We start from the raw sequence: 13,288 nt of genomic DNA on the forward strand, positions 1-13,288 counted from the left end.
GCACGCTCGCGCACCTCAGGGGAAAAAGGGGTTGTTCGCTTCGTCATGGCTCCATCCTCTCAGAAGTTGGAGCCTCCGGGAAACCCGGGGCGGTTCAGACGACGTTCATGGTGCAGACGTTCGAGAGCCACCGGAAGCGACTGCGACTGGGCAACCGGGACGTGACTCTGACGGATAGTGGAGCGCTCAAGCGGGCGGAGGCGATCTCCGGCCGGATGCCGGGCGCGGCGGCCCTGCGGATCGTGGCGGATGACGAGAAGGGCGAGTTGGAGAGCGTCGCGATCCTCGGACAGTTCGGGGAGGTGCAGGTCGGGGAGGTGCAGGAGGACTTCGCGGAGCAGGTGAGCGGCGGGTGAGGCCCGTCATCGGCCAGAACCTACCGTGGCTGGAAGGTGGGGCCTGGAAGCAGAAAACCCGCCGCGGGGTGCCCCGGGCGGGCTTGGTTATGCTAGAGAGCTTATCAATTGAGGAAGCGCGGCACCACGAATCGAATCCCCAGAAGGCCAATCAACGCTAGATTTCCACTGACCAGCAGTACATATAAAATATCTGAGTCCTGCCCATAACCCGGATAAAATCCCGAACGGCATACCTTGACTATGTGCATTAGTGGATTCCATTGGACATATTCATAAATTATCTGCGGCATTGCTTCCGTGACAATAATCGTACCGCTGGTGAAGTACATAATTATCGTTGGAACTATCACACCTATCTGCCATTGTGGAAGCATTTGTGATATAAACACATTCATAAATCCCAACGACATCGCAAATAAGATAGATAAGATCATACTCTGACAAAATGTGAAAGTATCTCTCGGAATAACGTTTGCACCAAAGCATGTCGCAAGAAAAAATACCATTATAATACTGAGGCTACTAGTGCAAATCTCTACAAGAGCCCGAGATATGACTACATCAAAAAACTTTACCTGTGGAAAATATATAAGTTGCTTGTTTTGCATTGGCCCTTCCATCATCTTACGAGACATGTAGTTCATGATGATGTAAGGAGACAAGCCAGAAACGGCAAACAACACGATGCTATCACCGATCGGCGTCGGCCTCTTCATTAGGACGTAGGCGGCCGTGATGACGAGGATATGCGCGCACGGCCATCCGACCGCGATGCCGTAGCCCCACATGGTCCCGCCAAAGCGGGTACGCATGTCGCGCAGCATAAGGGCGCCAAGGACATCCAGTTGGACCTCAAGCGCCGACTTCATGTGCTGTGCCATACTAGCTCCGTTCAGCACGCGACATTGGTTTGGATGCTTTCCCCGAAAGCGCGAGCACTCGCGTCCTAGGGCAGGATTGTGGCGACTGGGGGGCCTTTGCCTTGATTCGCAACAGATCGGCAAGCGCAAGAAAGCCCCACTCGGCGGATGCCGGTGGGGCTGAAGGCGGGGTCTCGGGTCTTGGAAGATCCGATGGGCAACGGGCCGGCGGTGGGCGGGTTCCGGATCAGCGATGCGTGCGCCCGGTCCGGCTCGGCGGCGACTCCCGCTCGTCCAGCTGCTCCAGCACCGGCACCAGCCGGCTCAGCACGGACGTGACTTGGTCGGCATGGGCCGCCTGGTCGGCCGCGGTATCGGCGACGATCGCGGCGGTGAGCCCCTTGATCGCGGTGGTGAAATCGGAGATCGCCATGCTGTCGAACACGGCCGAGCCCGCCGTGGTCGCGATCTCTCGGGCCGTCTCAGGCTTCAGATGCTCCGCCTTCATCGCCTCAAGGCGGTAGTCCAGCATGGTCTTCACGAAGGAGTTGATCGGGACCAAGGCCGCACCCACTGCCGCCGTAATGGCGATGGCGATGGCAGGCCAGCTATCGAGCGTTGCGACCGGATCCGCCAAAACGCCGCCTCCTCTCCTCGGCCTCTACCTGAGCCGCGGCGCGCCGCCTCTTCCGCAGCCCGAACGTGTCCGCCGCCGCCATGTCGGAGGCGGTCCGGCCGGAGGAATGGAGCTCGGCGATCGCGAACACGCTGAACATCGCTATCCCGATGTTGGCCGGCGGGTAGGCCAGGACAAATCCGACGAAAAGCGCCGACCAGAAAGCAAATCCGCCCATGCACCCGAGCGTCCGGACGAGGCTGGTCTCGCGGCCGCGCCGCCCGTTGATAGCGCGGCGAGGCGGGCGGAGCCGACCACGACGGAAATCGTGCCGGCCTGCGCCTCCGTCACGAACGAGGCGATCACCCGCCACTGCGGCCCGACGAATGTCTGCGCCGGCGAGAGGATCACGACGCCGACCGTGACCATGATGGCGCTCAGCCAGACCTCGGCCCATCGGGTCTGGCCGTAGCGGACGGCGCGGCGGATGCGCTCGTTGAGGACGGGATCGGGATCGTAGTGGAGCATCGTTCCGTCGTACCAGGGGGCGAGGTAGGCCAGCCAGCAGCGGCCGCGGTTGAAGCGCATGGCGCGTCCTTCTGGTGCTGCGGGCAGGCGGGCGACTAATGCGACGCCGACCGCGGCGCGCCGGACGCCTCGAATGAGGCCAGCGCCGGGCCGAGCACGTTCCGCTCGTCGGCCTCCTCGTCGAGATCCAGCTTGCGGAGGATCAGCTTCGCGACGCCCTCGGCGCCGCCGGCCTGCTCCCAGACGATCCGCGGCACCGCCTCGGCACCTCGCCCGAGCCCGGCGGCCACGACGCGCGAGCCTAGCTCGACGTTCAGCTGCTTGCCCTTCACCGCACCCTTGACCGCGCTCAGGCCGTGCTCGGCCAGCGCCATCGCCAGCTGCTCGAAGCGCGTCTGCGTCAGGACGAGGCCGGCCCAGATGTAGCGCCGCCGGATCGCCTGCGCTGCCCATGCGGCGAGCGGCGGCAGCAGGATCAGGAACACGTTGAAGCCCGCCTGCGCGAGATCGCTGAGCCACTGGCCCCAGGGCAGCGGCAGTGCGGTGTTGCCGACGGTTGCGACCTCGGCGGCGAGCGCCGGCCCGGCGATGAGCGCGATCAGCGCCGCGACCAAGATGCCGACGACCGGCAGCCGAGCGCGCCCGGCGATGCGGACCGCGACGGCGAGCACCAGAGTGCCGAGCAGCAGCAGGCCGAAGGCGAGGCCATGGGCCGGATTGCCGCCAGCGGGCAGCATCTCGGCGACCGGGACGGCGCCGACCAGGGCGGGAGAGCAGACGCAGGCGAGCGTCAGCGCCGCGAGGAAGATGCGGGGCATGACGGTGCCCTGGTGGTGAGATATCCCGTTTTTCGCTCTCATCTGCTCGACTTTGGCCATTCAGGCAGCGTTGCAGAGGGCGTAGGCCCAAGGGGGCGGCAGAGCGAAGCGAGGTTTCGTTCTGTGTCGCTTGGGCCGGGATGTTGCCAAAGCCCTCTCCCTCCAGAGGGCGCGGCGGACGCTGGCCAGCGCATCGGAGAAGGTGGGTTGCGCCTTTGGGTACCAGGCGGCCTGCGCCGCCCTGCGCTCGCGGGCGGGCAATCGCGCGGTCAGCAGGGTGACGATCGAGAACAGGGCGAGCAGGCAGGGCGTGGTGCGGGCGATGGCCTTGTCCGACCACTGGCGCTGGGTCTCGACGCCCAAATGGGCGCGGGTCTCCTGGAACGTGACCTCGACGCTCCAGCGCCGCACGAACCAGGTCAGGATCTGCTCGGGATCGCGGACGAGATCGGTGCATAGCAGCGCCTGGGGTGAGAAGCGCTCCTCGGGATCGCGGATCAGCACCCAGCGGACCGGCACCACCGGCAGACCCGCGTGCCACCAGACGGCCGTCTCGCTGGCGACCTCGACGGTGCGCTCGGCGGTCCCGTACCAGCCCGGCACCGTGAGCCGATGCCAGCGTGTTCCCTCCTCGACGAGAACCTGCGCCAGATTCGGGCGCCGCGCGCCCTTGATGCGCGGACGTCCGATCGTGCCCGGCCGGCGCGGCCGAGCCAGATCGTAGAGCGCCGCGTCGAGGCGCAGGCGGGTGACGATGGTCACGCCGCGGCGGCTCAGGGCGGCCAGGAAGGCAAGCGCCGCAAAGCTGCTGTCGGCCACCAGAACGAGGTCGCGCCCCGGCAGCCAGCGGCGGGCCTGGAGGACGAGTTGGCGCCCGACCGCGAGCAGGGACTTGTGTCGACGGCCCCGCTCGCGGCAGGCACGCTCGGAGGGGACGAGCGCGGTGAGGAACGGCAGCGCCCAGATCCGCCCTGCCCAGGGGACAGGCGCCAAAAGCATCAGGCTGAGCCATCGTAGCCCGCTGGTCTTGACGAAGTGGCTGTCGGAAGAGCGCACTGGATCGCGATAGATGCCGCGGGCCGCGATGCGTTTGCCCCAGCGCCGCTCGATCGTATCGTCGAGGCCCAGGACCACCGGGCCGCGTGGTGCGAACGCCGTGATCAGGTGCCCGAGCAGGATGCGGGCGCCAGCGCGGGGCGACCAGGCGGCGCGGTTGAGGACACGGTGGAAGTTGACGAAGCGGCGCTCGTGGGCGCGGCCCAGGATGCGCAGCAGGCTGGCGACCGTGCGCCGGCCCGGGGCCAGGATGGCGCCGAGAAGCAGGATCCGGGCATGGCACCAGGAGCGGTGGACGAAGAGCGGCGCGAAGGCCAGGATGAGCCCGGCGAAGCGGGCGGGCAGGCCGGGCATGGCGGTTGTCTCTTGGTCGAAACAGCGCCAGCCTACCCGTCACGCCCGCTTCGTCACCCCCGTGACGCCAAGGCCTCCGACCCGCCAAAATTGGCCAAAGTCGAGCTGAGGAGGCAAAAAGGGATCAGATGCTCGGCTGGCCCGGCCGGCGCGGGTGAACTGCCCGGAAATCCCAGGTTATTGGTCAGCAGCCCCGGCGATCCGTCAGCGCCTCGCGCAATTCCCGCTCGCCGTCCTCGCTCAGGACCCGGTCGGCGTCGGGGCTCAGGTCGATGGCGAGCATGGTGCCCGGGATCACGAAATGCCGCGCCGGCGGGTCGATCTCGCCGATGCCGTAGCGGGGGGCGGTGAGGATCAGCAGGGCGTGGTCGCCGCGGCGCCGGCGGGTCTTCTTGCCCATCAGCGCGTCCTCCGCCCGCCGAGCGCCTGGCAGCGGTCCAGCGCCTCGTTGATCGCCTCGGCGATGCGGATCTGGATCTGCGCCGTGCGCACGGGGCCGGGCAGGAGCGCGACGAGGTCGCCGATCTCCCGCGCCGCGAGCGCGAGGGCGTCCACCGGCGGATCCTGCGCGTCGCCGAGCGGCATCGGGCCGGTGGCCGCCGCCGGCATGACCGGCTCGTTCGGCGGGGTGAGGCGGCGGGTGGGCATCAGGCCTCGCTCACGCCCGACTTGGCGCCGGCGATCGTCGTCGGCAGCTTGGTCGCCACCGGCAGCGGCACATCGGCGGGCCAGCGGAAGGAGGTGAACTCGCTGCGCTTGAACCCGGCGATCGACACGGCGTCGCCCTGGTTCCCGTCGAGCAGATAGATGGTCGAGGCGCTGGCGCCGACGACGATCCCCACGTGCCCCTGCCACGAGCTGCCGGCGCGCTTCTTCGTGGCGATGCAGCCGAGCGCCGGATCCTTGAGCCCGACGCCCCAGCCCTCGTAGGAACGGGCCGCGAGGCTGCCGGAGGGCTTGTGGCCGGCGCGCTGGAGCATCGCGCCGACGAACGCCGCGCACCAGGAGGTCACGTCGTCCTTGACCCCGGAGAAGCCGGCGTCGGCGAAGTACCGGACGACGATCGGGTTGTTCGCTTTCTCGATCCCCCCTTCGTTCCGACCTCGTGCGCCGCCAGTGCGAGCGACGCGGGCTGCTCGGGCTCGGCGCGGCGCTCGGTGAAGGTCGACGCTGCCGAGCGCCTTGATCGTGAGCGGCCCGGCGATACCGTCCGGCACCAGCCCGGCGGAGCGCTGGAACGCCGTCATCGCGGCGATGGTGCGGGGGCCAGCATCATCGTCGGCGCCTCCGGGCCCGAGGTCATAATCACGCGCCAGGAGAGCGCGCTGGATCTCAGCAACGGTCATCAGGATCTCCGGATTGTCAGGGTGTCAGGCTCGGGCCTGGTGGCGCGGCGAGCGGAGGATCAGAACTGCAAACCCTTGGGCGAGAAGAACTGCGAGCAGGCCGTGTAGACGTCTTCGATCTGCTGCGCTGTGCGCGTCCCGGCAAACATGATGCTCGCCACCATGTCGACCTTCCCGCCGAATCCCGCGGAGTTGGTGAGATTGTAGTGACCGCCCATTCGCATCTTGAGCGTGCCGCCTGGAAGGACCGATGCATGCGTGGGATTAGTCGAGGAGATGCGCGTTGCTCCGGCGTGCTGCTCGAACAGCGTCTCCGTGGTGGCGGAGTAGTTCGCCGCATACAGCGAAAAGCGGTCGGTCTGTAGACCGCCAGGGCGGCATTCGGGGCCGGCGAACCAAGCGAGAGGCTTCGAACGCCCGGCCCATTGAAATTGCTAATGATCAGCACGCCGTTGGTGTTGTCCGCCCGGAACCTCGCAATCGAGACGAGGCAGACGCTGCCGATGGCAGCGATGTCGTTCCCGGTGAACGGCGCCTCGAAACAGTTCGGGCTATTGGTGTCGACGCCGGCGGTCGCGAAGAGCGGGCTTCGGACAGGCGCGCCGATGATGGCCGCGTCTCGCCCATTCCCCGATTGGTCACGGATCGTCGCTCCGAAGGTACTACCGTAGATATAGACGGCGCAAGGGTCATACGGGATGTCGATCTCACCGTAGAACGGGAGACCTGAGCCCGCCGCATATTCTCCTGAGCCCGGGATGGCGAGGTGAAGCGCAACCATTATACAGTCATCTCAAGAATTGATGCCCAGCGGTCCATCCGCTTGTTGATGCCGGTGGGATCGAAGACGATCTTGTCGCCCTGCTTGTCGCGCAGGTTGCAGATGCCGCGGGCGCCATCGCCGATCCAACCGGCTCGGATATTCGAGCCCGGCACTGCGCCAGAGGTGCGGAGGGCGATGGTGCGCTGACCCACTAGCCCTACGCTGTTGATCGTGATGGCCCCACCGTTGGGATCGACCGCCGTGAAGCCGTAGTTGCCCGGGTTCGGGCATGTCGTAGTGTCGAGGACGAGGCTGCCGACTGCTGATGGGAAGTGCAGCAGAACGGTCGTACCGTTGATCTCTGACGCCTCGGGCACCAGCGGCTTGATCTTCACGCCATCGAACAGGGCACGCTTGATCGCGATGCCGTAATATGCGCCCAGCAGCTTCGAACTGATATTGGTCAGGTGCAAATTGTCGGAGCCGTACACCAAGAAGTGCTTTGGCGTGACGAAGCAATATTCCGCCTCCAGTGCCAGCGCCAGCTGCGCCAGGGCGATCTCTGGTCGGTCCCGCCCATAGAGCAGGTGCGTCGATGTCTGGCACAGGAACATCGGCAGGATGCGCGACAGCCCTGTCTTCGAATTGCTGTGATCCTAGATCGTGTTATGAACTTATGATGGAGCGTGAGCGTTGAAGGGCATGAGCCTTGATCGCCCCGCCTACCCGTCCGACGTTTCTGATGAAGAGTGGGCGCTGGTCGCCCCTTACCTGGCGCTTTTGCGCGAGGACTCGGGGCAGCGCGACCACGAGTTGCGCGAGGTGTTCAACGGGCTGCGCTACATCGTGAAGACCGGCGCACCCTGGCGGTTCATGCCCCACGACCTGCCGCCCTGGGCGGCGGTGTACCAGCAGACCCAGCGCTGGCTGTCTGCCGACTGCTTTGGCGCGGTGGCGGGCGACCTGCGCGCCGTGCTGCGGGAGGCGGCCGGGCGTGAGCCGGAGCCCTCGGCCGTGATCCTGGACGGCCGGACCCAGCGCTCCTCGCCCGAGAGCGGCGAGCGGGCAGGCTACGACGGGGCCAAGCGCAAGCGCGACTCGAAGGTGCACCTGGCGGTGGACACGCCTGGGCACGTGGTGGCGCTGCACGTCACGCCGGCGAATGTCGACGACCGCAGCCAGGTCGGGGCGCTGACCTGTGCGGTGCAGGCGGAGACGGACGGGAGTGTGGAGAAGGCGTTCGTCGATCAGGGCTACACGGGCGAGAAGCCGGCGAAGGCTGCCGAAGCGAACGGGATCGAGCTGGAGGTGGTCAAGGCGCCCGAGGCCAAACGCGGCTTTGTGCTGCTGCCGCGCCGGTGGGTGGTGGAGCGCTCGCTGGCCTGGGCGACGCGCTGCCGCCGGTTGGTCAAGGACTACGAGCGCTATGCCAGCACGCTGGCTGGGATCTACATGGTCGCCTTCGTGTGTGACATGCTCAGCAAGTTCGGACGCATCGTAAATAGTTCATAACACGCTCTAGGCGAAGAGACCTCTGTCCGTCCCATCCATCATGGGCGCTATGGAAAAGCGCCAGGCGCTGCCGGCGCCATTGATCGTGTCAGCCATCATGGCGACCGTTATGCCGCATCGCCCGCCGTCGTTCCACAGGGTGTGTCGCCGCCCGGCGGACCGGGCAGCGGGCCTGCTGGTCAGGCCGTGGTCCCGGCGGAGCGTGATCAGTCCGGAGAGTCCCGCCTCTCCGGCCCCGACGAACGCACGGCCCGGGCGAGCGCCCGTGCGGCCGCGAGATCGCGGCACACGAGCCAGAGCGCATCGTGGCCTGAGAACGTGCGATCGAACAGATCGAGGAGCCGGGTAGGCGGAGGCGCGAGGTCCGGCCAGCGGTACAGTCCGAAGCCGAGCGCTTCGAGAACCGGCAGGATCGCGGCCGCGTCCCAGAGCATGTGGTTGAGGCAGGTGGCGTCGATCCGCCCCAGCGCGAGGAGCGCGGCATCGGACACCGCGCTGCTCTCGCTCCACGGGAAGAAGCCCTGCTCGTAGTCGAGCGTGTAGCGCTGGGCCGCCACGGGCAGCCATCCGACGTGATGCGTGAGGCGATCCGGGCGCTGCAGGCGCTGGAGCTCCCGCTCCCGTCTCCCCGCGCGTGTCGGGGCCCAGTACGCCACACCATCGACCGCCGCGAGGAGAAGCCCGCGCTGATCGGCGGCCCGCCGCACGGCGAAGGGATCGGCCCGGTCGTCGAACCAGGCGGGCAGGCTCATGACGCCCGCCCTCGGCCACCCGGACCGGCAGGCGGCCATCATCGTGCCCCAGCTCGCCAGCCCGGCGGCGTAGGGCTTCGTTCCGTCGATGGGATCGCCCACGAACGTCCACCGGTCTTCGCTCAGCAGCCGCTCGGCCCGGCCGTAGCCGAGCCGATCGACGGTCTCCTCCTCGATGAGGCGGGGGCCGAAACGGGCATGCATCAGACGGCTGACCGCGAGGTCCGCCTCGGTCAGCGCCTGGCCGAGTCCCCCCTCCTTATGGGTCACGGACACGCCCCGCTCCCAATGCTCCAGGGCGAGGACGGCCGCTTCCTCCGCGACGGCGAGCAGGCGGTCGAGGATGGGGGCGTCGGACGGAGGGGACATGTCAGCTCGCCTGGTCACGGGAATCCCGCACCGATACCACGCGCGGCGGCGTCACCGGCCCGGGCCTGTCCGTCACGCCGCCTTCACGCCCCCCAGGAACGCATCCACCTCCCCGCGCAGGCCCGTCGCGGTGCCGGCGAGCGCCTCGGCGGCGGCGAGCACGCGGGCGGCGGCCGCGCCGGCGCCCTCGGCGTCACGGCGCACGTCGCGGATGCCGGTCGAGACCACCTGCGTCCCCTGCGCCGCCTCGCCGACGTTGCGGGCGATCTCCTGGGTCGCCGCGCCCTGCTGCTCCATGGCGGCGGTGATGCCGGTCGCGATCTCGGACATCTCGCCGATCACCCCGCCGATCGCGCTCAAGGCCGCCACGGCCTCGCGGGTCGCGCCCTGGATGCGGGCGATCTGGTCGCCGATCTCCTCGGTGGCCTTCGCGGTCTGGCCGGCGAGCTGCTTGACTTCCGCCGCCACCACCGCGAAGCCGCGGCCCGCCTCGCCGGCCCGCGCCGCCTCGATGGTGGCGTTGAGCGCGAGCAGGTTGGTCTGCCCGGCGATGCCCTGGATCAGGACCACGACCTCGCCGATGCGCTCGGCGCCGGCGGCGAGCGCCGCGATGACCGCGTCGGTCTCCCGGGCGCGCCCAACGGCGTTCGTCGCGATTCCCGCCGAATGCGCGACCTGGCGGGCGATCTCGCGGATCGAGATCGCCATCTCTTCTGTCGCGGCGGCGACCGTCTCGACATTGGCCGAGGTGCGCTCGGCGGCGTCCGCGACCTCGGCCGAGCGGGCGTTGGTGCGCGCCGCCGCCGCCGACATCGAGGCCGCCGTGTCCTGCATCGTGTCCGCGGCCTGCGACAGGCCCCGGGTCGAGGAGGTCATCGTGTCCTCGAAGCCCGCGGTCAGCGTGCCGAGGCGGGCCGCCCGCTCGGCTTCCGTCCGGGCCGCCTCGGCGGCGTCCGCGTCGCTCCGCGCCTTGGCGACGAGGGCGTCCCGAAACACGCCGACCGCGCGGGCCATGGCGCCGATCTCGTCGCGCCGCTCCCGGGCCGGGACCGCGGCGGAGAGGTCGCCGGCGGCAAGTGCCCGCATCGCGGCGCCGAGCTGCCCGATCGGCCGCACGATGCCGCGGGCGAGCCACAAAGCCGCCGCGATGCCGAGGGAGGCGGCGAGCGCGACGCCGACGAGGAGCAGGATCTCGGCGGCGCGCCGCTCGGACCCGATCCGGGCGAGTTCGCCGTCGCCGGCCTGGCGGGCGGCGGCGACGAGGGTGGTGAGGTGCCCGTCGCGCTCGCCCAGGATCGCGGCCTGCGCGCCGTTCGCCTGGACGATCCCCGGCACCTGGCCCTTGATGTCCCGCACCTTGGCGATCAGGTCCTCGATCGACCGGCGCGCGGCCGGGTCGGTCTCGACGCGGAGGATCGTCTCGACGGCTTTCGTCAGCGCATCGGCGCTGGCGACGACCGCCGCGCCCTCGTCCCGGGCCGAGAACAGGGCGATCTCGGCGATCTGGAGCGACTTCGCGGCGTCGAGCGCCTCGGCGCTGGCGCCGAGGAGGGCAGCCGCCTGCTCGACCCGGTCCTGCTCCGCCCGGAGGCGGGCCTGGACGGCGGCGCCGGCATCGCTCTGGACCTGCTCGACCTCGCGCAGGGCCGCCATGATGGCGGTGAAGGCCTTGGTGATCGTCTCCGCCCGTCCCGTCTCCGCCCGTCCCGTCTCCTCCGGGCCTAAGTCGATCGCGTCGAAGTAGTCGTCGAGGGCGTCGACGGCGGCCTTGGCCGGAACCCGCATCGCGTCCTGCGCCGCGAGGCGCTTCAGAATCGCCGACAGGAGGCGGTAGCGCTCGGCGACCGCCGCCCGGTCGCCGCCCGGAGCCTGCTCGCCGTTGCGCATCTCCAGGGTGCCGCGGACCGCCGAGCCGGTGAGAGAGCCGGCGGTGGCGGCTTCCTTGAGCGCCTCGACGCTCTCCTGGAGCGCCTGGCTCGCCGCCGCCAGCCGGGCCTTCTGCGCCGCGCCGATCCGGCCGGCCGCGCCCTGCAGGTCCTCGATCAGGCGGAGGTGCTCGGCCTGGACTCGCGCCTTGCGCTCCTGCTCGGCGGCGTAGGCCGTGCGGGTGCGCGCGAAGGCGTCGGTGCCGCGGGCCATCGCCTCCGCGCCCGGAACGGCAACGATGCCGGCGTGGACCCGCGCGAGGCCGTCGGTCACCGCCCCCTCCCCCCGGCCTGTCGCGTCGTGCAGCGAGCGCTCGGCGGCGAGCGCGAGGTCGCCGACGCGCCCCGCGAGCACTTGCGCCGCATTCGCGGTGTCCACGCGCTGGGCGAAGCCCGAGAGGCTGACCCAGCCCGAGGCGGCGACCCCGGCGGTCAGCGCCAGCATCACCGAGAAGCCGCAGAGGAGGCGCGCCTTGATCGTCATCGGACCGTGAACCCGGGTCTTCCTGTACCAGGACCCGAAGTTATGACGCCGGACTTAAGTACCGCTTAAGGCTTCGCGGCAGGCTTGATCTTGCACTGCACAAATATTCCTGGTGCATCCCGCGGGACTGAGGGATCGAACGTCCCCACCGGGCGGGCGGCGGCCCGTCCCGGCCCGGCGAGGAGCGACCGGGGAAGGCCGATCGCAGGGCCGAGCCGGCGCGGGGCGGCGGACGGCCCGCGATCAGTGGCCGTGCTTGCAGCCCGGGCCGTGGACGTGCCCATGATCGTGCGCATGGTGCTGGCGGTCGTGCCCATGGCCGTGGCCGTGATCAGCATGATCGTGATGCCCGTGGTCATGGGCGTGATCATGGTGGCCGTGATGGTCGTGGCTATGGGCGTGGGGCTCGTGCCCGTGGTGATGGTGGTCGTGCCCGCAGGTGCTGTGGTCGTGGGCCGCAGCCTCCTTCTCGGGGCGGAACGGGCGCTGGAGCGCGGTCGCGGTGCAGCCCTGGCCGCGGATCAGTTCCACCACCACCGGGTCGTCGAGGACGTAGAGCGCGTCCGCGGTCACCTCGGCCTGGACGTGGTTGCTGCCGAGCTGCCAGGCGAGGCGGGTGAGCCGCACCGGGTTCTCGGCCGTGACCGCGAGCAGGGCCTGGGGGGCCGCGAGGATGCGTACCAGGCGGCCGTCCTCCAGGCGCACCGCGTCGCCGTCCTCCAGCACCGTCGCCCGGTCGAGGTCGAGCCGGAGGCTGAGGCCACCCTTGGTGGTCAGCTCGGTGTTGCGGCGGGAGCGGGCGGCGTGGTCGAGGGCGACCTCGTCGGCGACGGCGTCGGGGCGCACGGCGGCTTTGCGGACGATGGTGGTGGCGCGCTGCATCGGGTCCTCGGGGACGTGTCTTGCCTGAAGTCTGTCCGGCCTCCTGTAGAGCATTTGGCCGGTTTGCGGCAGGTCCCGAGATATGTGGCTTTCGCGTCGCACCCCGGCGATTCGTCATCCGTTCGACGCCGGCTCCGGGAACTCCCCGGCGGCCAAGCTCATTTGGCGTTCAGCCGGGTTACGGCTAAGCTCGGGACCAGGGTGCGGGGTCGATGACCCGGTTCCGGACCGCGATATGCACGAGGGGAGAACTCCATGAAGAAGCTCATCGCCGCCACGCTCGCCGGCGCCATGGCGCTGTCGCTCGGCGCCTGCAACACCCCCGGCGACCGCGCCGCCGGCGGCGCGGCCCTCGGCGGCCTGACCGGCGCGGCGATCGGCGCGGCGGCCACCGGCCGGGCCGGCGGTGCTCTCGCGGGCGGCCTGATCGGCGCGGCCGGCGGCGCCGTGGTCGGCGCGGCCACCGCCCCGCAATGCCCCTACGGCACCTATCGCGATCCCTACGGCAACGTGTACTGCCGCTGATCGACCGTGCGCGAGCGCATCCGGCGGTTTCCGCCGGGTGCGCTACCACATTCCGCAGACGGCCCGGGGGCGCTACAACGGCGCCATGACGCGCTTGCCTGCCCGAATCTGGCCTCCCCGAAACCGCCCTCCCGAAGCC

Annotated in this window: 16 protein-coding genes; 3 read left to right on the top strand and 13 right to left on the bottom strand. The window is 69.3% G+C overall.

The window, feature by feature from the left end; translation table 11 throughout:
• Window positions 1-107 precede the first annotated feature (107 nt).
• Window positions 108-356, top strand: coding sequence for a hypothetical protein (locus ABZT49_RS31740; protein ID WP_355292302.1), 249 nt, complete (start codon window positions 108-110; stop codon window positions 354-356).
• Window positions 357-460: 104 nt separating this feature from the next.
• Here ABZT49_RS31740 and ABZT49_RS31745 read toward each other — a convergent pair whose 3' ends face one another.
• The 10 genes from ABZT49_RS31745 to ABZT49_RS31790 all read right to left on the bottom strand — a co-directional run bounded on the left by ABZT49_RS31745 (window position 461) and on the right by ABZT49_RS31790 (window position 7,314).
• Window positions 461-1,240, bottom strand: a complete 780-nt coding sequence (locus ABZT49_RS31745; protein WP_355292277.1) for an ABC transporter permease — start codon at window positions 1,238-1,240, stop codon at window positions 461-463.
• 226 nt (window positions 1,241-1,466) lie between these two features.
• Complete coding sequence (locus ABZT49_RS31750) at window positions 1,467-1,856, bottom strand: hypothetical protein (protein WP_355292279.1); 390 nt, start codon at window positions 1,854-1,856, stop codon at window positions 1,467-1,469.
• Window positions 1,857-1,997: 141 nt separating this feature from the next.
• The gene (locus tag ABZT49_RS31755) at window positions 1,998-2,423 is read right to left on the bottom strand and encodes a hypothetical protein (protein ID WP_355292281.1); all 426 of its coding nucleotides are present in this window, start codon (window positions 2,421-2,423) and stop codon (window positions 1,998-2,000) included.
• 35 nt (window positions 2,424-2,458) lie between these two features.
• Window positions 2,459-3,181, bottom strand: a complete 723-nt coding sequence (locus ABZT49_RS31760; protein WP_355292283.1) for a hypothetical protein — start codon at window positions 3,179-3,181, stop codon at window positions 2,459-2,461.
• 60 nt (window positions 3,182-3,241) lie between these two features.
• Window positions 3,242-4,591, bottom strand: coding sequence for a transposase (locus tag ABZT49_RS31765; RefSeq protein ID WP_355292285.1), 1,350 nt, complete (start codon window positions 4,589-4,591; stop codon window positions 3,242-3,244).
• Window positions 4,592-4,775: 184 nt separating this feature from the next.
• A complete protein-coding gene (locus ABZT49_RS31770; RefSeq protein WP_355292287.1) occupies window positions 4,776-4,991 on the bottom strand; it encodes a hypothetical protein in 216 nt (71 codons plus the stop codon).
• The gene (locus tag ABZT49_RS31775; RefSeq protein ID WP_355292289.1) at window positions 4,991-5,239 is read right to left on the bottom strand and encodes a hypothetical protein; all 249 of its coding nucleotides are present in this window, start codon (window positions 5,237-5,239) and stop codon (window positions 4,991-4,993) included. The genes ABZT49_RS31770 and ABZT49_RS31775 overlap by 1 nt, the downstream gene beginning before the upstream one ends.
• Complete coding sequence (locus ABZT49_RS31780; protein ID WP_355292290.1) at window positions 5,239-5,937, bottom strand: TIGR02594 family protein; 699 nt, start codon at window positions 5,935-5,937, stop codon at window positions 5,239-5,241. Before ABZT49_RS31780 ends, ABZT49_RS31775 begins: the two co-directional genes overlap by 1 nt.
• 59 nt (window positions 5,938-5,996) lie before the next feature.
• A complete protein-coding gene (locus ABZT49_RS31785; protein WP_355292292.1) occupies window positions 5,997-6,155 on the bottom strand; it encodes a hypothetical protein in 159 nt (52 codons plus the stop codon).
• A 562-nt stretch (window positions 6,156-6,717) separates the two neighbouring features.
• Window positions 6,718-7,314 (bottom strand): hypothetical protein, encoded by a 597-nt coding sequence (locus ABZT49_RS31790; protein WP_355292294.1) that lies wholly within the window; start codon window positions 7,312-7,314, stop codon window positions 6,718-6,720.
• A gap of 88 nt (window positions 7,315-7,402) precedes the next feature.
• Between ABZT49_RS31790 and ABZT49_RS31795 the strand changes: the two genes are divergently transcribed.
• The gene (locus ABZT49_RS31795) at window positions 7,403-8,212 is read left to right on the top strand and encodes an IS5 family transposase (protein WP_355292303.1); all 810 of its coding nucleotides are present in this window, start codon (window positions 7,403-7,405) and stop codon (window positions 8,210-8,212) included.
• A 206-nt stretch (window positions 8,213-8,418) separates the two neighbouring features.
• Here ABZT49_RS31795 and ABZT49_RS31800 read toward each other — a convergent pair whose 3' ends face one another.
• The 3 genes from ABZT49_RS31800 to ABZT49_RS31810 form a co-directional block, all read right to left on the bottom strand.
• The gene (locus ABZT49_RS31800; protein WP_355292296.1) at window positions 8,419-9,333 is read right to left on the bottom strand and encodes an inositol monophosphatase family protein; all 915 of its coding nucleotides are present in this window, start codon (window positions 9,331-9,333) and stop codon (window positions 8,419-8,421) included.
• A gap of 72 nt (window positions 9,334-9,405) precedes the next feature.
• Complete coding sequence (locus ABZT49_RS31805) at window positions 9,406-11,742, bottom strand: methyl-accepting chemotaxis protein (protein WP_355292298.1); 2,337 nt, start codon at window positions 11,740-11,742, stop codon at window positions 9,406-9,408.
• Window positions 11,743-11,985: 243 nt separating this feature from the next.
• On the bottom strand, window positions 11,986-12,624 hold the full coding sequence (locus ABZT49_RS31810; RefSeq protein WP_355292299.1) for an urease accessory protein UreE: 639 nt from the start codon (window positions 12,622-12,624) through the stop codon (window positions 11,986-11,988).
• A 255-nt stretch (window positions 12,625-12,879) separates the two neighbouring features.
• Here ABZT49_RS31810 and ABZT49_RS31815 point away from each other — a divergent pair, with 255 nt between their 5' ends.
• Window positions 12,880-13,149 carry a hypothetical protein gene (locus tag ABZT49_RS31815; protein ID WP_048453159.1) on the top strand — a complete coding sequence of 90 codons (270 nt, stop codon included), beginning with the start codon at window positions 12,880-12,882 and terminating at the stop codon, window positions 13,147-13,149.
• Window positions 13,150-13,288: the final 139 nt, after the last annotated feature.

Origin of the sequence: Methylobacterium sp. EM32 (assembly GCF_040593685.1) — a bacterium.
Taxonomy (GTDB): domain Bacteria; phylum Pseudomonadota; class Alphaproteobacteria; order Rhizobiales; family Beijerinckiaceae; genus Methylobacterium.